This is a genomic window from Shinella lacus (genome assembly GCF_010994755.1).
Taxonomy (GTDB): Bacteria; Pseudomonadota; Alphaproteobacteria; order Rhizobiales; family Rhizobiaceae; genus Shinella; species Shinella lacus.
Genome location: NZ_WHSB02000001.1, coordinates 419,620 through 439,109, shown reverse-complemented (window position 1 = coordinate 439,109; position 19,490 = coordinate 419,620). Strand labels below are relative to the sequence as shown.

Genomic DNA, 19,490 nt, shown 5'->3' with positions numbered 1-19,490 from the left:
TCATGTCCGAAATCACCCTCAACGCGCCGAAATTGTTCGATCTTTCCGGAAACGTCGCCTTCGTGACCGGCGCCGGCAGCGGCATCGGTCAGCGCATCGCCATGGGTCTTGCCCAGTGCGGTGCGGATGTCGCACTGCTCGATCGCCGTACCGATGACGGCCTCGCGACCACCGCCGATTTCATCGCGAAGGCAGGCCGTCGCAGCATCCAGATCGCGGCCGACGTTACCAGCGGTGCGGCGCTGAACGTGGCGGTCGCTCGCACCGAGGCGGAACTGGGCGCGCTCACGCTCGCCGTCAACGCAGCCGGCATCGCCAATGCGAATCCGGCGGAGGAGATGGAGGAAAGCCAGTTCCAGACGATGATGGACATCAACCTGAAGGGCGTTTTCCTCTCCTGTCAGGCGGAAGCGCGCGCCATGCTGAAGACCGGCCGCGGCTCCATCGTCAACATCGCCTCCATGTCCGGCGTCATCGTCAACCGCGGCCTCAGCCAGTGCCACTACAACGCCTCCAAGGCCGGCGTCATCCACATGACGAAGTCGATGGCGATGGAATGGGTGGGCCGCGGCATCCGGGTCAACACGATCAGCCCCGGCTATACGGCAACGCCGATGAACACGCGGCCGGAAATGGTGCACCAGACGAAGCTGTTCGAGGAGCAGACGCCGATGCAGCGCATGGCCAGCGTCGACGAGATGGTCGGCCCCGCCGTTTTCCTGCTGTCCGGCGCGGCAAGCTACGTGACCGGTGTCGACCTTCTCGTCGATGGCGGCTTCTGCTGCTGGTGAACGTCGGCTTCCTTCGACGCCTTATTCGATGGCAGGCGGCATCTCGCCGTCTTCGCGGCCGCGCAGCGGCTTTTCCGGCATGAGTTGGAAGATGACGAGCGACAGCGCCATCGTGACGGCGCAGGCGAGGAAAATATAGGTGAAGGGTAGTGCCGAAGTGACGCCGGTGCTCACCGTCTGGATGGCTTCGCCGCCGAGCGGCAGGCCGTTGCCGAGCGCGATGGCGCCGAGGATCGCGACGCCGAGCGCGCTGCCGAGGGAGCGCAGGAATGTCAGGACGCCCGTCGCGACGCCGAGATGCGCCTGGTCGACCGCGTTCTGGACGGAGACGGTCGCGACCGGGAAGGTCATGCCGGTGCCGAAGCCCACGCCCGCCGTCAGAGCTTCCAGCACGAGCAACGACGTGCGCCCGGCGAGAAATGCGAGCGCGATCAGGCAGAGGAAGCTGATCACGCCTCCGACCAGCGCGATCCTTTTGTAATGGGTGAAACGCGGGATCGTCCGTCCGCTGGTCGTCGCGCCGAGCACGGTGCCGAGCAACAGGCCCAGCAGGGCGATGCCCGATCCGCTTGCGGAAAGCCCGTGGAACGACTGCACATAGACCGGAATATAGACCGAAAGGCCGACATTGGCGGCCTGCACCAGGAACATGGCCAGGGTTCCGTAGCGCACGATCGGATTGCCGAGCACTTCGAGCGAGATCAGCGGCTCGGCCGTCTGCCGCAGCCGCAGGGCAAAAATCGCCCAGATGACGGCCGAAGCGCCCAGCAGCCCGATGATGACGGGCGAGACCCAGGAATAGCGGCTGCCGCCCCAGTTGAGGGCGAGCAGCAGGAGCGTCGTCGCGACGATGAGCAGCACCGCGCCGGCACCGTCGATGCGGTGTTTGCGCGTGATGGCGGGCAGCTTCTTCAGCGGGTTGTTGATGATCATCATCGCCGCCAGCCCGAGCGGAATGTTGATCCAGAAGATCAGGGACCAGTGGAGATGCTCGGCGAAGGTGCCGCCGAGCAGCGGCCCCGCGATGCAGGCCACCGCCCAGGTTCCGGATATCCAGGCGGCGTAACGCGCGCGTTCGCGGGGCGGAACGAGATCGCCGATCACCGTTTGCGAGAGCGCGAACAGGCCGCCGCCGCCAAGCCCCTGCACGGCGCGGCCGATGATCAGGGTCAGCATGTTGGGCGCCAGCGCGCTGATCAGCGATCCGACGAGGAAGATAATGATGGCGGCGAAGATCGTCGGACGTCGCCCGTGCACATCGGCGATCTTGCCGTAAAGCGGCGCCATCGCGGTGGCGGTCAGGAGGTAACCCGTGACGATCCACGGTAGGTAGTCGCTGTGCCCGAGCGCCCTGCCGATCGTCGGCATGGCGGGGGCCACGATCGTCTGGTCGAGCGCGGCGAGCAGCATGGAGAGGAGAACACCGGCGATGATGACGTTCTTTTCCGGCTCGGACAAAGCGGGTATCGCCGTTACCGTTCCGCTCGGGTGACGTGCTTCATTCATTCCTGCAATTCCGATGTCGACAGCTGGATTTTGGCCCGTCGGCTCTGGCGAGTCGGCCGCCTGTTCGTGCGTGGACACCGGTAAAGCACCTTCCTTGCCGCAAAGTCCATCGAATAGAGTATATTAGCGGTACGATGCAGGCGGGTTTCGGCCCCAGCACAATCAGCAATATTTCCTTAATCCTCCCGCAAGCAGAGGCTGGCACTGTGCGGGGATGCGAATCACTACCATCACCAATTGGGCCTACGGCATCACCGTCGTTCTGACGGCGCTTTCCGGTGCGTCCTTCATCATGTCTTCCCGCAGCGCCCTTCATGAACGGGTCGCGGTCGAGGAGCACCTGACGCTCGACACGCTTGCCGAGGAACTGGCACTCGGCGCCGAGGTGCGGAGCGACGAGGCGCGGCTTTACGTGATGCGCGGCGAGGAGCGCCACCTGCAGGCGTTTCACGCGGAAGAGCAGACGGAACGGCGCCGCGAGGACGCCGCGCAGAAACTCGGCGCGCAGAAACTGACGCCGGCCGAGGTGGCGGCGCTGGCGGATGTCGCGAGAGACGCGGAGGAACTGGACAAGATCGAGGTGGCTGCGGTCGAGGCATTTCAACGTGGGGACAAGGTCGCTGCGCAGGGCGTTCTCTTCGGTGCGGAGCATGAACGGGTCCAGAAAGCCCTTCTCCAGACGGTTGCCCATTTTCGCGACCTGACGGCGACGCGTGCGACGTCGGAGCTTGAAGCTGCCCGCGCGCGCAGTGACTGGTGGAGCCTCGCCGCCGAGATCATGCTTGCCGTCACGGGTGCGCTGTTCGTCGCCGTGCTTTATTTCGTTTTGAGGCGACGGGTAGCGATGCCGCTGATGCGCATGACGGGGATCGTCAGCCGGCTCGCCAAGCAGGATTACACCGTCGAGCTCCCTATCGACCGGCGGGGCGACGAAATCGGCGAGATGAACGAGGCGATCGACGTCTTCCGGACAAACCTGATCGAGCGCGAGCGGCTTGATTCCGAGCGCCGCGCCGACCAACACACCAAGGACCTCATTCTCCAGATGATGCACCGCGTGCAGGCGTGCCAGAACCAGGCAGAATTGACCGACGTCGTCGTCCGGTTTGCGCCGCAGATCTTTCCGGGCCTTGCCGGCGGCCTCTATATTCTGAACGAAGGCAATACGTCGCTGGTGCGCACGGGGGCATGGCTCGATCCGCAACATTCGGCGGCGGTCTTTCCCGCCACCGCATGCTGGAGCATGCGGCGCGGCCGCTCGCACCAGAGCAGCGCCAACGGGTCCGATGTGCCCTGCCAGCACCTCGATCCGCCCGGCGTGACGGCGCTCTGCGTTCCCCTGACGGCGCAGGGCGACATGATCGGGCTTCTCTCCCTCGAAGAACGCGACGAGGACGCGCTCGGACCCTTGGGCGCGCGGCTCTATCTCGAACTGATTGCCGAGAATGTCGGCCTGGCGATCGCGAACCTGCAATTGCGGGAGAAGCTGACGACGCTTGCCGTGCGCGATCCGCTGACCGGCCTCTTCAACCGTCGCTTCCTGGAGGAAACCTTGCAGCGTCACACCAGGGACCATGCCGGCGAACCGCTGGTCTGCCTGATGATCGACATCGACCACTTCAAGCGCTTCAACGACCAGTTCGGGCACGATGCGGGCGATCTCGTCATGCAGTTCGTGGGGCAGACGCTGCGCGAAACCTGCGCGCCGACCGGCAACGCCTTCCGGTTCGGCGGGGAGGAGTTCACGGCCCTTCTGCCGTTCCTCGGCGAACAGGAGGGGATCGAGCTTGCAGACACGCTGCGCGACAAGATCAGCAGCGTCGCGCTCTCCCATGCCGGCCAGATCCTCGGCACGGTTTCCATCTCCGTCGGGGTGGCGGCGTCGCCGGGGGAGGGCTCGGTGGAAACCCTTGTCACGCGTGCGGATGCCGCGCTGCTGCAAGCCAAGGCGGAAGGCCGCGACAGGGCGATTGCCGCAAGCGCCATTCACCGGAAGAGTTGATCCGCGCCGTCAGACCCCGGGCGCACGCACGCTGTTCAACTGGCGCACCAGTTCCGGGCCGAGCGTGTTTCGCGCATAGTCGATCAGGATGGATTTGGCCGCTTCCAGCGGGAGGTCGATATCCGCATGACCGCGGCGCAGCCAGAGGCCGTCGATGAGCGCCGCAAAACCGCGGATGAAGTGGTCGATCTCGGTCGGGCCGAGATGGGGCTTCAGGATATCCGACACATTGGACTTGAGACGGCGGTAATAGGGGCGCAGCAGGCGCGCGTAGCGCTCGTTGTGCGAGGCTTCTGAGTAAAGCGATATCCAGGCGCTCGCCGTGGGCTGGTCGAAACGCTGTGCGGGAAAATTTCCGTCGATAAGGGCGATGAGCCGCTCCCAGCCGCAGCGCGAGCGGCGCAGGTTGCCGACGATCTCGTTGGCGAGGATGCGGTTGTTCATCCGTACCATCTCGAAGAGCACCTCTTCCTTGTCCTTGAAGTAATAGGTGAGGATGCCCTGCGAGAGGCCGGCCTCCGCGCAGATTTTTGCGCTCGTCAGGCCGCGCAAACCCTCCTTCAGGAAGATGCGATGGGCGGCGTCGATCAGTTCGACGCGCCGGACGTCCTCGATGCGGGTGCGCTGCTTCTTTGGCTTCTGCTGCATGGTTTTCCCTAGCAGATCAAATTTTTGTACGCTTTAACAATTTTTTGCTTGTCTTAAAAATTACCGTCCGTATCCTTTGTCAAAACCACAAGGGGAACGCCAATGAACAGGACAGTTTTTGCGATGATCGTCGCGGCCGGTGCCGCATGTCTGCCGGCCCATGCGGCATTCGCGGCCGATGCGCCGGAATGCAAGGCGGTGCGGCTTTCCGATCTCGGCTGGACGGATATCGCGCTGACCAACACGACGGCGGAGATCATTCTGGGCGCGCTCGGCTACGAGCCCAGCCAGACGCTGCTTGCCCTCAACATCACCTTCGATTCGATGCGCAATGGCGATATCGACGTGTTCCTCGGCAATTGGCGTCCCGTGCAGGATCTCGATTACAAGCCCTATTTCGACGACGGTTCCGTCATTCCCGTCGCCACCAACCTGACGGGCGCGAAATACACGCTGGCCGTCCCGAAATACGTCTTCGACGGCGGCTTGAAATCCTTCGACGACCTCCAGAAATTTGCCGACAAGCTCGACCATAAGATCTACGGCATCGAGCCCGGCACCAACAAGCCGCTGCTCGACATGGTCGAAGCCAAGGCGCATGGCCTGGAGGGCGACTGGGAGGTTGTGGAATCCAGCGAGGCCGCGATGCTCACGCAGGTGCAGCGGGCGGCCGAGGCCAAGGAATGGATCGTCTTCCTCGGCTGGCAACCGCACCCGATGAACGTCAACATGGAGATCGCCTATCTTGCCGACGGCGATGCCGAATTCGGCCCCGATTTCGGGGGCGCGACCGTGCGCACGCTGGTGCGCAAGGGCTATCCGGAGCTGTGCCCGAACGTCACGGCCTTCTTCAGCAATCTCGTCTTCGACATCGACTACGAAAACACCGGCATGAACATGATCATGACCGACGGGCTGGAAGCCAAGGACGCGGCCATCAAGATGATGCAGGCGCATCCGGAAAAGCTCGATGCCTGGCTCAAGGACGTCGTGACGCTTGACGGCAAGCCGGGACTGGCCGCCGTCAAGGCGGAGCTCGGCATCCAGTGACATCCATGCCCATGATGCGGGCCGCCGTGCTGGCGGGCTATGGCGAACCCTTGCAGATCCGTCAGGTGCCCCAGCCCGTTGCCGGACGCGGCCAGTTGCTCGTTCGCCTGAAGGCCTGCGGCATCTGCCATTCCGACGTGCATATCTGGAAGGGCGACGTGTTGCCGCCGCATGCGCCGGAGCCGTTTATCCTGGGCCATGAGGGTGTGGGGGTGGTTGAGGCGGTCGGGGAAGGCGTCGAGGGCTGGGCAGCGGGCGACACGGTGGGCGTGCCCTGGCTGCACGATACCTGCCTTCGCTGCGATGAATGTTCGGATGGCCATGAGGCCTTCTGCCAGCACCAGCGGGCACATGGTCTGAACGTGCCGGGCGGCTTTGCGGATTATGTCGCGGTGGATGCCGCCTTCGCCGTCGCGCTGCCGGCCGACGTTGATCCGCTGGCCACCGCGCCGGTGATGTGTGCGGGCGTCACCGCCTATGGTGCGATCCGTCGGGCAGGGGTGGTGCCCGGCGAGCACCTTGCGGTGTTCGGCTGCGGCGGCCTCGGCCTTTATGCGGTGCAGATCGCCGCGCGCATGGGTGTTCATGTGCTGGCGGTGGACCGCGACCCGGCCAAGCTGGAGCATGCACGTTCCTATGGCGCGGCTGAAGTGATGACGGCGGGTCCGGATCTCGACCGCCATCTCGCCGGCGGTGCGCGCTATCACGCGGCGATCAACTTTGCCCCGACGCCCGCGACCTGGGCGGCGATCGTGGCGTCGATCCGGCCGCGCGGCCGCATCGTTGCTGCGGCGTTGGTTTCAGAGCCCGTTCCCTTGGTTCAGGAATGGCTGACGGCGACGGGCGTCACGATCACCGGCACCAGCGTCGGCACGCGGCAGGAGATGCGCGAGGTCGTCGCGATGCATGCCCGTCAGCCGCTCCTCAACCCGATCGAGGAAATCGACCTCGCCCGCGCCACCGAGGCGCTGGAGGCGCTCGCAAGCGGGCAGGCCAAGGGCCGTTACGTCATACGCTATTGACGATCCCTCATTCGAAAAGGCCGGGGTGATCGGCCTCGATCTGGGGCAGGTCGGCGAGGATGCCGTTGAGGTGACGCCGCATGGCGGCCGCGGCGGCATCGGCATCGCGCGTGTCGATGGCGGCGATGATCGCCTCGTGTTCGGAAATCAGCCGCGTCATGGAATCGGGATGGCGGAGCTGCAGGTTGCAGACCCGGTCCATATGGGCCTTGATGTCCGATATGGCGTTCCAGGCGAGGCCGCAGCCGGCGCCTTCCGCAATCGCGATGTGGAACTGCTCGTCTTCCCGGCGGAAGGCGTTGTGGTCGTGCGCCTCCATCGCCGCGGTCTGGCGGGCGAGGATCGTATCGATCTTGCGTCGCGTCCACGCGTCGAAGGTTTCGCTGGCGCGCCGCGCAACCGCGGTCTCGATCGCCTCGCGCACGAAGCGCGCTTCCATCATCTGCCGTGCTGAAATCCTCACGACGACCGTGCCCCGGTTGGGGCGGATGTCGACCAGCTTCGACTTGCCGAGCGCGATCAGCGCCTCGCGCACCGGCTGGCGGGATACACCCATGCGGGTCGCGATTTCCTGTTCGGAAAGCCGCACTCCGGGGGCGAGTTCGAGGCGGATGATCGACTCCCGCAGGTCGCGCTCGACCTGCGCCGCCGCTGTTTCGCCGGTGTCGATCTTCAGGGATTCAAGGTTCATCTCTTTCGCCGCCGTCATGCGTTGACATCCAATTTAAACCACCATACAGTACCATACAGATCAAACGCAACAGAAATCCGGTGGCCTTAAAACCGGATGAACAGGGAGGGGCCGGCGCCATGTGTCCGGCCTTGGAGAGATATTGCTGTCCAATTTTATTGCACCCGATTCCAGTGATCCCCGCCTCGGCATTAAATCCCGCTACCGGATGCTTGTCGATGGCAAGTCTGTGGACGCGGCCTCGGGCAAGACGATCGATCGGGTGAGCCCCGGCCATGCCGGCGCCGTGGTCGGCACCTGGCCGGAGGCTTCAGCGGATGATGTGCGCCTGGCTGTCGCCGCCGCGCGCCGTGCCTTCGATACCGGCCCGTGGCCGCGCATGTCGGGCGCCGAGCGCTCGCGCCTGATGTTCAAGGTGGCGGACCTTATTCTTGTGCATCAGGAAGAGCTGGCGCTCGCCGAGAGCCTGGAGGTCGGCAAGCCGATCGTCCAGGCTCTCGGCGAGATCGGCTTTTGCGCCGACCTCTGGTCCTATGCGGCAGGGCAGGCCCGGGCGCTGGAAGGCCAGAGCCACAACAATATCGGCGACGACCGCCTCGGCCTTGTGCTGCGCGAAGCGGTCGGCGTCGTCGGCATCATCACGCCCTGGAACTTCCCGTTCATCATCGCCTCCGAGCGCGTGCCGTGGGCGATCGGCGCCGGCTGCACGGTGGTGCTGAAGCCCTCCGAATTCACCTCCGGTACCTCGATCCGCATGGCGGAACTGGCGCGCGAGGCCGGCATTCCCGACGGCGTGTTCAATGTCGTCACCGGCTATGGCGATCCGGCCGGCCAAGTGCTGGCCGAAGACCCTGGCGTCGACATGGTCGCCTTCACGGGCTCCGTGCGCGTCGGCACCAAGCTTGGCGAGATCGCGGCCCGCAGCGTCAAGCGCGTCGGGCTGGAACTCGGCGGCAAGGGGCCGCAGATCGTCTTCGCCGATGCGGATCTCGACGCCGCGGCCGATGGCATCGCCTACGGCGTCTACCACAATGCCGGCCAGTGCTGCATTTCCGGCAGCCGGCTGCTGGTGCAGGAAGGCATCCGCGATGCGCTGATGGAGCGCCTGCTCGACATTTCGCGCAAGGTGACCTTCGGCGACCCGCTGAACGAGCGCACCAAGATCGGCGCGATGATCTCCGAAGCCCATGCGGACAAGGTGCATTCCTATGTGGAGGCCGGGATCGCCTCCGGTGCGGAACTGCTGCTCGGCGGCGAAAGGGTCGGCAGGGAGGCCGGGCTTTATTACGCGCCGACGGTCTTCGGCGGCGTGACGCCCGACATGTCGATTGCCCGGGAGGAGATCTTCGGGCCGGTGCTCTCGACGCTGACGTTCAAGACGGCGGACGAGGCCGTCGCGATGGCGAATGCCAGCGAATTCGGTCTGTCGGCTTCCGTCTGGTCCACCAATCTGGAAACCGCGCTGCAGAGCATCCGCCGCATCCGTGCCGGCCGCTGCTGGATCAACAGCGTGATCGACGGCACGCCGGAACTGCCGATCGGCGGCTACAAGAAGAGTGGCCTCGGTCGCGAACTCGGCCGCTACGGCTTTGACGAATATTCCCAGTTCAAGGGCGTGCACGTCACGCTCGGGCGCCCCGCGCCCTGGTTCGCATAATCCGCTGCATCTGTGGCGAGAGGAGGAAAATCTCGGCTGGCGTGATCTTTGGTCGGAGCCCGCCAGCCGAGACTTGGGTCTTTTGGACCCGCATTGCACATCCAAAGGGAGGATACGCAAATGAAATTGACCAGGTTGAGAACCGCTGCATTGGCCGCGGGCCTGACCACCATGCTGGCATCTACGGCGCTTGCCGCGGATGTCAAGGCCACGATGATCATCTACCTCGATCCGAGTGTCCAGTTCTTTAACCCCGTGGTGAAGGGCGCGCAAGACGCGGCCGCCCAGTTCGGCGTCGATCTCGACGTGCAATATGCCAACAACGATCCGGTGCGCCAGAACGACCTGATCGAGAGCGCGACCGCGAGCGGCGTCGACGGCATCGCCGTCGCCATCTCCTCGTCGGACGCCTTCGACGAAAGCATCTGCGCGGCGGTGAAGGCCGGCATCGTCGTCATCGGTTTCAACAATGACGACCTCGACGGCGCCAAGGGCAATTGCCGCCAGGCCTATGTCGGCATGAACGAATTCGCCTCCGGCTACGAGCTCGGGAACCGGATGATCAAGGAATTCGGCCTGAAATCCGGCGACGTCGTCTTCAACCCGCGCGAAATCCCCGAGGCGAGCTTCGCGGTCGCCCGTGGCGGCGGCATCGAGAAGGCGATGACGGAGGCCGGCATCAAGGTGGAAACAGTCCGCGCCGGCCTTGATCCCGCGGAAGCCCAGAACATTATGGCCCAGTTCCTGATTGCCAACCCGACGGTCAAGGCGCTGTTCGGCACCGGCTCGGTCACCTCCACGGTCGGTGCTGGCGCCATCAAGGATGCCGGCATCAACATTCCGTTCGGCGGCTTCGACCTTGCGGTCGAGATCGTCAATGCGGTGGAATCCGGCGCGATGTTCGCGACCATGGACCAGCAGCCCTATCTCCAGGGCTACTACCCGATCGCCCAGATCGCGCTCTCGAAGAAGTACGGCCTGACCCCGACCGACATCGACACCGGGCAGGGCGCCTTCCTCGATAAGTCGCGCATCAGTTCGGTCAAGCCGCTGATCGGCAGCTTCCGCTAATCGCCTTGAAAGGGAGCCTGCCGGCATGCCCGGCGGGTTCCCTGGTCCCAAACGATCGAGTGCCAGACCGTGACCCCTATTCTAGCAGACAGTGCCGCGCCCCGGTCGCGGACCCAGAGACAATCCATCCTCAAGCAGATCATGGGCATGCCCGCAGGCGCGATCTTCCTCGTCTTCATGACGTTGCAGATCGTCTGCATCGCCGGTGCGCTGCTCTATCCCAACGAATTCCGCTATCTCTCGCCGCAGAACCTGACGATCCTGATGAAGGCGATCCCGGTGCTCGGCTGCCTGGCGCTCGGCGCTGGCGTGCTGATGATCGCCGGAGAATTCGACCTCTCCATCGGCTCCGTCTACACCTTCACGGCCGTCTTGATGGCGACGCTTGTCGGTGCCGGCGTCAGTGCCTTCATCGCCGCCCCGCTCGGCATCCTGGCCGGCGTGATGATCGGCCTGCTCAACGGCCATATCACGCTGCGCTTCGGCCTGCCGTCCTTCATCGTCACGCTCGGCGGCCTCCTGTTCTGGCGCGGCGCCGTGCTGCTCTATAACGGCGCCGTCCAGGTGCGCTTTGATCCGGAGCCGATCTTCACCAGCCTGTTTTCCGGCACGCTGCTGGGCGTCAACGCCGCCTTCATCTGGATCGTGCTCTTCGTCATCGGCTTCCACCTGCTCCTGCACCGCCACCGCTTCGGCAATCACGTCTTTGCGACGGGCGGCAATCCGGGTGCCGCGACCGCAATCGGCATCAACACGAACCGCGTCAAGCTCATCGCCTTCGCGATTGCCGGCGGCATGGCGGCGGTGGCGGGTATTCTAGCCACGGCCCGCGTCGGCAGCGTGCAGCCGGGGCAGGGCGCCGGGCTTGAACTCCAGGCGATTGCCGCCTGCGTCATCGGCGGCCTGTCGCTGCGCGGCGGCCGGGGCTCGATCATCGGCATCTTCCTCGGCGTGCTGCTCATCCACACCATGACGGACGTGCTGCTCTTGCTGCGCGCCCCCGGCTTCTATCTCGACATGTTCATCGCGACGCTGATCGTGCTGGCCGCCATCTTCAACCATCTCATCGAGCGGCGGGGTCTTGCGTGATGTCGAACCTTCTCGAACTGCACAATATCTCGAAAAGTTTCGGTGCCCTCACCGCGCTCCGGAACCTCAGCTTCCATATCGGCGAGGGCGAAGTGGTGGGCCTGCTCGGTGACAACGGCGCCGGCAAGTCGACGACCGTCAACCTGATCTCCGGCATCCACAAGCCGACCGAGGGCTACCTCAGCGTCGACGGCAAGAAGACGGCCTTCACCTGCCGTTCGGATTCGGCGGATGCCGGCATCGAGACGATCTACCAGCATACCGCGCTGGTGGATTCCCTCTCGATCACCCGCAACATCTTCATGGGCCGCGAGCTGACGGACCGCTTCGGTTTCCTTCGGCAGGCGGAGATGCGCGAGATCGCCATGGACGTGCTGCAGAACGCCGTGCACATTTCGGGCATCGATTCCCCGGATACGCTCGTCGGCAACCTTTCCGGCGGCCAGAAGCAGGCCGTGGCGATCGCCCGCGCCGTCTACTTCAAGAAGCGCGTGCTGCTGCTGGACGAGCCCACATCGTCACTCTCGGTACGCGAGACGGAGGCACTGCTGAACCAGGTGCTGAAGCTCAAGGCGGAAAACGTCTCCAGCGTGCTGGTGACCCACAACATCTACCACGCCTATCAGGTCTGCGACCGGTTCGTGATCATGAGCCACGGCACCAAGGTGTTCGACGTCGACAAGGCCGACACGACGATCAACCAGCTGACCGAATATGTCGTGCTCACCTGACCCCCATTTTGAAAGACAAGAGGCAAACGCCGTGACACTTTCCGTATCTGTACGACAGGCCGTGGGGCCGCAGGACGCCGCAAGGCGCGACACGAAGGGCCTGCGCGATGGCTTCGTCATCGAGGACCTGTTTCGCCCCGGCGAGGTGAAGCTCACCTACAGCCATCTCGACCGCATGATCGTCGGCGGCGTGGTGCCGACGACGAACACGCTGGTGGTCGACAGCGTGCCGGAGACGGGCACCGAACGCTTTCTCGACCGCCGCGAGGTGGCGATCGTCAATATCGGCGCCGCGGGCACGGTCAGCGTCGGCGGCAAGGACTATGCGCTCGGCTTCCAGGAAGCGCTCTATGTCGGCATGGGCGGCGGCGCCCTTGGCTTTGCGAGCGGTGACCCGGCCGCTCCGGCTCTGTTCTATTTCCTGAGCGCGCCCGCGCACCGCGTTTGCCCGACCGTGCACATCACCCGCGAGATGGCGAAGAAGGTCGTGCTCGGCTCGGCGGAGGAATCCAATGCGCGCACCATCAACCAATATGTGCACCCGGATGTCTGCGAGAGCTGCCAGCTGCTCGTCGGGCTGACCATGTTCGAGCCGGGTTCGGTCTGGAACACCATGCCGGCCCATGTCCATGACCGGCGCATGGAGGTCTATCTTTATTTCGGCATGCAGGAGGCGACGCGCATCTTCCATTTCATGGGCGAACCGGGCGAGACGCGGCATGTCGTGCTTAAGAACCACCAGGCGGTATTGTCGCCGGGCTGGTCGATCCATTCGGGTGCTGGCACTGGGCGTTACGCCTTCATCTGGGCCATGGCCGGCGACAATATGAGCTTCACCGACATGGACAAGGTGCCGATGGACGCGCTTCTATGACCATATTCGATCTCACCGGCCGCTGGGCGATCGTCACCGGCGCCAATACCGGCATCGGCCGTGCCATCGCGGTCGGGCTGGCGCAGGCCGGCGCCGACATCGTCGGCGTGGGGCGATCGGCGATGACGGATACGGCGGCGGACGTGACGTCCGCCGGGCGGACCTTCCTGTCCATCACGGCCGATCTTTCGCAGGCGGGCGCGGGAGCCGGCGTCATCGCGCAGGCGTTGACGGCCGGCGCCACGCCGGATGTTCTGGTCAACAATGCCGGTATCATCCGCCGCGCCGATGCGCTGGATTTCACCGAGGAAGACTGGGACGCGGTGCTCGACACCAACCTGAAGTCCGTCTTCTTCCTGTGCCAGGCCTTTGCAAAGGCGGCGGTCGCGGCGGAGCGGCCGGCAAAGATCATCAACATCGCCTCTCTTCTTTCCTTCCAGGGCGGCATTCGCGTGCCATCCTATACGGCGGCGAAGAGCGGCCTTGCCGGCCTGACGAAGCTCATGGCAAACGAATGGGCGGCGCGCGGCATCAACGTCAACGCCATCGCGCCAGGCTATGTCGAGACCAACAACACGGTTGCGCTGCGTGCCGACGCGGAGCGCAGTGCCGACATCTTGAAGCGCATTCCGGCCGGCCGCTGGGCGAAGCCCGGCGACATGATCGGTGCTGCGGTTTTCCTGGCGGCACCGGCTTCCGACTATGTACATGGCACCATCCTGCCGGTGGACGGCGGATGGCTCGCCCGCTGAGAGGACACATGCAACATTATACCCAGCCCGAAGACACCGCCTGGACTGAAGTCGCGCCCGGCAACAGCCGCGCGGTACTGAGCCATCGCCCGGAAATGATGCTCGTCGCCTTCCGCTTCGAGGAGGGCGCCATCGGCGCGCTGCATTCGCACCCGCACACGCAGGTGAGCTACGTCGCCGAAGGTGCCTTCGACGTCACGGTGGATGGCGTGACCACCCGCCTTGCACGAGGAAGCAGCTTCATCGTCGCCCCGAACCTCGTGCACGGCGTGGTCGCGCTGGAGCCCGGCCTGCTGATCGACACGTTCACCCCCCGGCGCGACGATTTTCTTTGACCTCGGGAAGGTTTGGTGAAAAGCCCTACTCCGGCGGCTGGAGGAAAGTCCGGGCGGCGGCGCTGAGTACCAGGGCGCCTTGCGGCAGGGCGGCTTCATCCACCCGGAATTTCGGGTGATGCAGCGGGTGAACGGCGTCGATCGCGTCGTTGCGAATGCCGAGGCGGAAATAGACCGATGGGCATTTTTCGCTGTAGAAGGCGAAGTCGTCGGCCGCGGTCCAGCCGGGCAGGGCAAGCACATTTTCCTGCCCGACGATCTCGCTCCCGGCACGCCGGACGACCTCGACCATTTCCGGCGCATTGACGACCGGCGGCTCGCCACGTTGCAGGTGGATGTCGACCTTGGCGCCATGGGTTGCCGCCACGCCTTCCAGGATTTGGCGCAGTCGCGTCCAGGCCTTTTGGCGCGTTTCCTCATGTCCGCTGCGGATTGTGCCCTTCAGCCGGGCCTCGGCCGCAATGACATTATAGGCCCCGCCGCCTTCGATGCCCGTGACGGAGATGACGAGCGGATCGTAGGGATCGATCTCCCGCGCCACGATCTTCTGCAATTCCGTGACCATCGAGCAGGCGACCGCGATGGCGTCGACCCCCTCGGAGGGTTTTGCGGCATGGGCGGAATTGCCCGTGACGACGACGTCGAAAATATCGCAGGCAAGCGTGTAGGGTCCGGCGCCGACCGCAATCCTGCCCGTTGCCGTATAGGGATCGACATGGATGCCGATTGCCGCATCGACGTCGTCGAGCAATCCTTCCGCGATCACCCGCCTGCCGCCGAGCGGCTCGGCCTCTTCGGCCGGCTGGAAGATGATGCGCACGGTGCCGCTGAACGATTGTTTCTGCTGGTCGAGCAGCACCGCGGCGGCATAACCCATTGCGGCATGGGCGTCGTGCCCGCAGGCATGCATGACGCCGGGGCGCTCGGAGCTGAACGGCACGCCGGATGTCTCGGTGATCGGCAGTGCATCGATATCGGCGCGGATGACGACCTTGCGGTTGGACGGGCCGGCCGTGCCGACGATATCGACGGCGAGGCCGAAGCCGGCGACGGGCCGGACATCGCCCAGGCCGGCCTCTTCAAGGACCTGCTTCAGGTAGGCCTGCGTCTCGCGCTCTTCGTTCGAGAGTTCCGGATTGCGATGCAGGTGGCGTCGGATGTCGATCATCCGGCGCTCCAGTGCACCCTCCATCGCGCCCGTGCCGCTGTCAGCATTTAACATGGATGTCTCGCGGGAAGCGGGTCAGCGTCTCGTTGCCGTTCTCCGTCACGAGGATCGTTTCGCTGACCTCGATGCCCCAGCCGTCCATCCACATGCCGAGGATGGAATGCAGGACGTTGCCGGGTTGCAAAACGGTCTTGTCGCCGGGGCGCAGGCTGATCGTGTGTTCGCCCCAGTCGGGCGGATAGGCGACGCCGATCGAATAGCCGATGCGCGATTCCTTCTTCAGGCCGTAGCGCTGGATGACCTGGCGCCAGCTTGCCTCGACCGCCTCTGCGGTGACGCCCGGCTTGATGGTCGCGAGCACCGCCTCCATGCCTTCGAGCACGGCCTTGCTGGTATCGCCGACCTTGGTCGGCATGGTGCCGAGCTGCATGGTGCGCGCGAGGCCGGCCGTATAACGGCGCACGACGCCCGCAAGTTCGAGTGCCACGGTTTCGTTTGCGCCGAACCGGCGATCGCTCCACATGACATGCGGCGCCGAGGCATTCTCGCCGCCAAGGATGGTTGGCGGCAGGGCGGTGATGTCACCGGCGAAATCTGGAGAGCCCGCCACCTGCGCCGCCTGGATCCTGGCGATCGCATCGCATTCGCGCACACCGGGCGCAATGACCTCATAGGCCGCGGTAACGGCCGCTTCGGCGAGCCGCGAGGCCTTGCGGAGATAGTCGATCTCGGCTTCCGACTTGACGCTGCGAATCCAGTTCACCAACAGGTCCGCATCCTGGAAGGTGGCGTTCGGCAGGCCCGCGGTGAGGCGCGCATGGGCCTTGGGCGAATAATAATAGGCTTCGAGCTCGATGCCGATCGTGCCGCGGCCCCAGCCTTTCCGGCTGATCCATTCGGCAATCCAGTCCATCGGGTGCCGGTCGGCGCGCTGGACGTGGTCTTCGGGGAAGCCGACGACGTTTTCGGGCTTCATCCAGGCGGTGAGCAGGCCGCCCGCCGCGTCCATGGCGCGGCCGATCCAGACCGGCTCCTCGTCGGCAAGGGGCACCAGCACCACCTGCGGCGTATAGAACGACCAGCCGTCATAGCCGGTGATGTAATGCTGGTTGGCGACGTCGTTCACGATCAGCAGATCGAGATTGCGGCGCGCCATCTCTGCGCGGATGGCCTGGAGCCTGGTCCTGTATTCGCTCAGCGCGAAGGGCAGTTGGATCATTGGAATTCATCCTGTTCTTAGGCGGGTAGGTCGGGTGTGCCGGCAAGCGCGAGCAGGCGTGCGTTGGAATGCGGATCGGCACCGACGCCACACAGCCGGAGGCTTGCCCAGGCGGCGGCGAGATTGCTGGTGACGACCGGCAATCCGGTTCGCCTCTCGATCTCCGCCACGCATTCGGCGGCGCGCAGGGCCGTGCAGGCGATGAAAAGCGCCTGCGTCTCCGGCGTCACCGTCTCGATGGCGAGCCGGACGATTTCGGCGTGCGGCAGGCGCGCCATGTCGCGATCGTCTTCCATGCCGAGGCAGGCGAGGCGATCGACCTGAAAGCCTTGTGCCGTGAAGAAGGCATGCATGGGCTCGGCCGTTCTGCGGACATAGGGTGTGAGGATAGCAATGCGGTTGGCCTGCAACACACGTAGCGCGGCAACGGCGGCGCCAGCCGGCGTGACGACGGGTACGCCCGGTTTGCCTGCTTCGATGGCTTTGGCGATTTCCGGTTCGCCGATGATGACCGAGGCCGAGGTGCAGCCATAGACGATCGCATCCAGCGCCTCATCCGGCAGGATGAGGGAGGCCGCGGCGGTGAGGTGCGGCTGCATTGCCAGCAGGTTTTCCGGCGTCGTCGGGTTGGCGTAGCTGACGCGCGTCACATGGACCGCAATGTCGTCGCGCGCGACGAGCCGCCGGAAATCCGCCTCCACCGTGTGATCCGTGGCAAGCGCGATGAGACCGATCCGCTTTCCTGCCGGGCGGTCATCCAAAGTCGACTTATGCTGCCTCTCTTCGATCATGCCAGCTCCGGTGGGTTCCGCGAGCATTGAGCAATGGAAAGAGATGCGCGTCAATTGGTGAAAAAGACACGTGTCAATTTCTAGATCGTCAGCACGCTCCGGTCGGGCGCTGCGCGCAGCAGCGAGGCGAGGATGTCGAGCCCGGCGCGAAGCTCGTCCGCCTCCGTCGCGCCGACCGACACCCGGACGGCCCCCACCGGCAACCCCGAAAGAGAGAAGGGCATGCTGGGGGCGACCGCAACGCCGCGAACCCGGGCCTGCGACACGAAGGCCAGTTCGTCGTGATCCGGCGGCAGCGTCAGCCAGACATGCAGCGCTTCCGGATGCGCGCGATAATGCGCGCCGTGCAAGGCGTCCGCGACGATCCGGTGGCGTGCCCGCAGGGTCTCGCGCTGCCAATCGACGAGTTTGCCGATCGTGCCGTCGCCCAGCCAGAGCGTGGCGAGTTCGGCGATCATCGGTGTCGCCATCCAGTTTGCCATCAATTGCCGGTTGGCGATGGTCGCCGCAAAGTGATCCGGCGCCGCGATATAGCCGATCCTCAGTCCCGGTATGGCGACCTTCGTGAAGCCGGTAAAGTAGATCGTGCGTTCGGGGGCGAGTGCCGCTATCGGCCTTGGCCGGTTGGTGATCAGCGGGCCGAACACATCGTTTTCGATGATGGTCAGGTCATATTTCCGCGCCATTTCGGCAAGCGCCAGGCGCCGGGCTTCCGGCATCAGCGTGGTCGTCGGATTGGCGAGGTTCGGCTGGAGAACCAGGACGCGCACCTTGTCCCGCAGGCAGGCCTCTTCGAGCGCCTCGGGCAGCATGCCGTCCCCATCGGCGGCAATCGCGCGCACGCGCATGCCCAGATAATCCGATAGCGGGCGGATCACGTGGTAGCAGATTTCCTCCGCCGCCAGCACCGTTCCGGGGCCGGCGGCGGACATCAGCGCGATGGTGAAGGCGGAGGAGGCGCCATTCGTGACAAGCAGGTTCTGTGGCGACGTGCTCACGCCCAAGGTGGAAAGCCAGGTGACCGCCGCCTCGTTGTGACGCGGGAAAATCGTGTTCGGCCGAAACGACAGCACGGCAGCCGGCGGCAAGGTGTCCGCCAGCCGGTGCAGCGCATCCTTCATCCGGTTCAGATGAAAGGAGGTGCAGACGGGCGTGACGATGGAAAGATCGATGACATTGGCCAGGCGCTCGGCGATGTAGGGAGATTGCAGGGAAGGGCCGGTCGACGTCACATAGGTGCCGCGGCCGACCTCGCCCGAAACCAGCCCGCGCCGCGCCAGGACGTCATAGGCCTTGCTGACCGTCTGGATCGAGACCTTCAGGTCATAGGCGAGGTCCCGGTGTCCCGGCAGCTTTTCCTCGTGCAAAAGCCGGCCGCTCTTGATGGCCGCGGTGAACTGGTCCGCAAGAGAAATGTAAACGGGCCGCCGCAATTGGCCGGCATCGGGTCGCCACTTTGTCATGCATTCTTGTCGGCCAAATGCAGGACAATTTCAATCCTCATGGGAATCTTTCCCGGTGGCACGCGCGAGGCTTTCGCTGCTAACATTTCTCAACGGCCAAACTCCCCAGAAAGGTTTTTCAATGCCCGACATCACGGTTCGCGCGCTTCATCTGGATGATCGCGCGCAATGGGACGCGCTCTATCAGGGCTATGCGACCTTCTACAACGTCACCCAGACCGCGCAGATGCGCGACACGGTCTGGTCGTGGCTGCACGATGCGAACAAGGACCCACGCGGCCTCGTCGCCGCGCGTGCGGATGGCACCCTGATCGGTCTCGCGCATTTCCGGCCGTTCCCGCGGCCGCTCTCCGCCACCACCGGCTGCTTCCTCGATGACCTTTTCGTCTCGCCCGATGCCCGCGGCACCGGTGCCGCCGACGCGCTGATCGAAAACGTCCGCTCGATTGCCGCAGGCGAAGGATGGTCCGTCGTGCGCTGGATCACCGCCGAGAACAATTATCGCGGCCGCGGGGTCTACGATCGGGTGGCGAGCAAGACGGCCTGGGTGACCTACGACATCAAGATCTAAAAGGGATCGCCTTTAAATTGTAAAACCTTCTTTCCTTCCGCCGATTTGGCGGCATACTT

The 19,490-nt window shown here is 64.7% G+C and carries 19 protein-coding genes; 12 read left to right on the top strand and 7 right to left on the bottom strand.

The annotated features are described in order from the left end of the window. Positions 1 to 2: 2 nt before the first annotated feature. A complete protein-coding gene (locus GB927_RS02035; RefSeq protein WP_256114870.1) occupies positions 3 to 791 on the top strand; it encodes an SDR family oxidoreductase in 789 nt (262 codons plus the stop codon). A gap of 21 nt (positions 792 to 812) precedes the next feature. On the opposite strand, the gene GB927_RS02030 is transcribed toward GB927_RS02035, so the two are convergent. Continuing rightward, positions 813 to 2,297, bottom strand: coding sequence for an MDR family MFS transporter (locus tag GB927_RS02030; protein WP_256114869.1), 1,485 nt, complete (start codon positions 2,295 to 2,297; stop codon positions 813 to 815). A gap of 214 nt (positions 2,298 to 2,511) precedes the next feature. Here GB927_RS02030 and GB927_RS02025 point away from each other — a divergent pair, with 214 nt between their 5' ends. Then, entirely contained in the window at positions 2,512 to 4,299 is a 1,788-nt protein-coding gene (locus tag GB927_RS02025; protein ID WP_256114868.1) for a diguanylate cyclase, read from the top strand. A gap of 9 nt (positions 4,300 to 4,308) precedes the next feature. Here the strand turns inward: GB927_RS02025 and betI are convergent, their stop codons facing one another. Then, positions 4,309 to 4,947, bottom strand: a complete 639-nt coding sequence (betI, locus tag GB927_RS02020) for a transcriptional regulator BetI (RefSeq protein WP_256114867.1) — start codon at positions 4,945 to 4,947, stop codon at positions 4,309 to 4,311. A 102-nt stretch (positions 4,948 to 5,049) separates the two neighbouring features. Between betI and choX the strand changes: the two genes are divergently transcribed. Beyond that, positions 5,050 to 5,997 carry a choline ABC transporter substrate-binding protein gene (choX, locus tag GB927_RS02015; protein ID WP_256114866.1) on the top strand — a complete coding sequence of 316 codons (948 nt, stop codon included), beginning with the start codon at positions 5,050 to 5,052 and terminating at the stop codon, positions 5,995 to 5,997. A 5-nt stretch (positions 5,998 to 6,002) separates the two neighbouring features. Beyond that, complete coding sequence (locus GB927_RS02010; RefSeq protein WP_256115405.1) at positions 6,003 to 7,019, top strand: alcohol dehydrogenase catalytic domain-containing protein; 1,017 nt, start codon at positions 6,003 to 6,005, stop codon at positions 7,017 to 7,019. A gap of 7 nt (positions 7,020 to 7,026) precedes the next feature. Here the strand turns inward: GB927_RS02010 and GB927_RS02005 are convergent, their stop codons facing one another. Then, positions 7,027 to 7,728, bottom strand: a complete 702-nt coding sequence (locus GB927_RS02005; protein WP_256114865.1) for a GntR family transcriptional regulator — start codon at positions 7,726 to 7,728, stop codon at positions 7,027 to 7,029. 124 nt (positions 7,729 to 7,852) lie between these two features. Between GB927_RS02005 and GB927_RS02000 the strand changes: the two genes are divergently transcribed. From GB927_RS02000 to GB927_RS01970, 7 genes are all read left to right on the top strand, one after another. Then, positions 7,853 to 9,367: an aldehyde dehydrogenase family protein gene (locus GB927_RS02000; protein WP_256114864.1), complete on the top strand. Its 1,515-nt coding sequence runs from the start codon at positions 7,853 to 7,855 to the stop codon at positions 9,365 to 9,367. Positions 9,368 to 9,487: 120 nt separating this feature from the next. Then, positions 9,488 to 10,438, top strand: a complete 951-nt coding sequence (locus GB927_RS01995) for a sugar ABC transporter substrate-binding protein (RefSeq protein WP_256114863.1) — start codon at positions 9,488 to 9,490, stop codon at positions 10,436 to 10,438. A 69-nt stretch (positions 10,439 to 10,507) separates the two neighbouring features. Continuing rightward, complete coding sequence (locus tag GB927_RS01990) at positions 10,508 to 11,527, top strand: ABC transporter permease (RefSeq protein WP_256114862.1); 1,020 nt, start codon at positions 10,508 to 10,510, stop codon at positions 11,525 to 11,527. Further along, positions 11,527 to 12,258: an ATP-binding cassette domain-containing protein gene (locus tag GB927_RS01985; RefSeq protein ID WP_256114861.1), complete on the top strand. Its 732-nt coding sequence runs from the start codon at positions 11,527 to 11,529 to the stop codon at positions 12,256 to 12,258. The genes GB927_RS01990 and GB927_RS01985 overlap by 1 nt, the downstream gene beginning before the upstream one ends. Positions 12,259 to 12,289: 31 nt before the next feature. Beyond that, a complete protein-coding gene (gene kduI, locus GB927_RS01980) occupies positions 12,290 to 13,132 on the top strand; it encodes a 5-dehydro-4-deoxy-D-glucuronate isomerase (protein ID WP_256114860.1) in 843 nt (280 codons plus the stop codon). Next, on the top strand, positions 13,129 to 13,884 hold the full coding sequence (kduD, locus tag GB927_RS01975; protein WP_256114859.1) for a 2-dehydro-3-deoxy-D-gluconate 5-dehydrogenase KduD: 756 nt from the start codon (positions 13,129 to 13,131) through the stop codon (positions 13,882 to 13,884). Before kduI ends, kduD begins: the two co-directional genes overlap by 4 nt. An 8-nt stretch (positions 13,885 to 13,892) precedes the next feature. Further along, the gene (locus GB927_RS01970; RefSeq protein ID WP_256114858.1) at positions 13,893 to 14,219 is read left to right on the top strand and encodes a cupin domain-containing protein; all 327 of its coding nucleotides are present in this window, start codon (positions 13,893 to 13,895) and stop codon (positions 14,217 to 14,219) included. Between the two features lie 25 nt (positions 14,220 to 14,244). Here the strand turns inward: GB927_RS01970 and GB927_RS01965 are convergent, their stop codons facing one another. From GB927_RS01965 to ehuR, 4 genes are all read right to left on the bottom strand, one after another. Beyond that, positions 14,245 to 15,441: a M20 metallopeptidase family protein gene (locus GB927_RS01965; protein ID WP_256114857.1), complete on the bottom strand. Its 1,197-nt coding sequence runs from the start codon at positions 15,439 to 15,441 to the stop codon at positions 14,245 to 14,247. Beyond that, positions 15,428 to 16,606, bottom strand: a complete 1,179-nt coding sequence (locus tag GB927_RS01960; protein WP_256114856.1) for a M24 family metallopeptidase — start codon at positions 16,604 to 16,606, stop codon at positions 15,428 to 15,430. The genes GB927_RS01965 and GB927_RS01960 overlap by 14 nt, the downstream gene beginning before the upstream one ends. Positions 16,607 to 16,623: 17 nt before the next feature. Continuing rightward, positions 16,624 to 17,397, bottom strand: a complete 774-nt coding sequence (gene eutA / locus GB927_RS01955; RefSeq protein ID WP_256114854.1) for an ectoine utilization protein EutA — start codon at positions 17,395 to 17,397, stop codon at positions 16,624 to 16,626. Positions 17,398 to 17,477: 80 nt separating this feature from the next. Further along, positions 17,478 to 18,860, bottom strand: a complete 1,383-nt coding sequence (ehuR, locus tag GB927_RS01950; protein WP_256114853.1) for a MocR-like ectoine utilization transcription factor EhuR — start codon at positions 18,858 to 18,860, stop codon at positions 17,478 to 17,480. A 121-nt stretch (positions 18,861 to 18,981) separates the two neighbouring features. Between ehuR and GB927_RS01945 the strand changes: the two genes are divergently transcribed. Continuing rightward, positions 18,982 to 19,431, top strand: a complete 450-nt coding sequence (locus tag GB927_RS01945; protein WP_256114852.1) for a GNAT family N-acetyltransferase — start codon at positions 18,982 to 18,984, stop codon at positions 19,429 to 19,431. Positions 19,432 to 19,490: the final 59 nt, after the last annotated feature.

Excerpts from the sequence above, each read along its gene's own strand:
- GB927_RS02035 (WP_256114870.1), top strand. The coding sequence starts at position 3 with ATGTCCGAAATCACCCTCAACGCGCCGAAATTGTTCGATCTTTCCGGA.
- GB927_RS02030 (WP_256114869.1), bottom strand. The coding sequence starts at position 2,297 with ATGAATGAAGCACGTCACCCGAGCGGAACGGTAACGGCGATACCCGCT.
- GB927_RS02025 (WP_256114868.1), top strand. The coding sequence starts at position 2,512 with ATGCGAATCACTACCATCACCAATTGGGCCTACGGCATCACCGTCGTT.
- betI (WP_256114867.1), bottom strand. The coding sequence starts at position 4,947 with ATGCAGCAGAAGCCAAAGAAGCAGCGCACCCGCATCGAGGACGTCCGG.
- choX (WP_256114866.1), top strand. The coding sequence starts at position 5,050 with ATGAACAGGACAGTTTTTGCGATGATCGTCGCGGCCGGTGCCGCATGT.
- GB927_RS02010 (WP_256115405.1), top strand. The coding sequence starts at position 6,003 with ATGCCCATGATGCGGGCCGCCGTGCTGGCGGGCTATGGCGAACCCTTG.
- GB927_RS02005 (WP_256114865.1), bottom strand. The coding sequence starts at position 7,728 with ATGACGGCGGCGAAAGAGATGAACCTTGAATCCCTGAAGATCGACACC.
- GB927_RS01995 (WP_256114863.1), top strand. The coding sequence starts at position 9,488 with ATGAAATTGACCAGGTTGAGAACCGCTGCATTGGCCGCGGGCCTGACC.
- GB927_RS01985 (WP_256114861.1), top strand. The coding sequence starts at position 11,527 with ATGTCGAACCTTCTCGAACTGCACAATATCTCGAAAAGTTTCGGTGCC.
- kduD (WP_256114859.1), top strand. The coding sequence starts at position 13,129 with ATGACCATATTCGATCTCACCGGCCGCTGGGCGATCGTCACCGGCGCC.
- GB927_RS01970 (WP_256114858.1), top strand. The coding sequence starts at position 13,893 with ATGCAACATTATACCCAGCCCGAAGACACCGCCTGGACTGAAGTCGCG.
- GB927_RS01965 (WP_256114857.1), bottom strand. The coding sequence starts at position 15,441 with ATGTTAAATGCTGACAGCGGCACGGGCGCGATGGAGGGTGCACTGGAG.
- GB927_RS01960 (WP_256114856.1), bottom strand. The coding sequence starts at position 16,606 with ATGATCCAACTGCCCTTCGCGCTGAGCGAATACAGGACCAGGCTCCAG.
- eutA (WP_256114854.1), bottom strand. The coding sequence starts at position 17,397 with ATGATCGAAGAGAGGCAGCATAAGTCGACTTTGGATGACCGCCCGGCA.
- ehuR (WP_256114853.1), bottom strand. The coding sequence starts at position 18,860 with ATGACAAAGTGGCGACCCGATGCCGGCCAATTGCGGCGGCCCGTTTAC.
- GB927_RS01945 (WP_256114852.1), top strand. The coding sequence starts at position 18,982 with ATGCCCGACATCACGGTTCGCGCGCTTCATCTGGATGATCGCGCGCAA.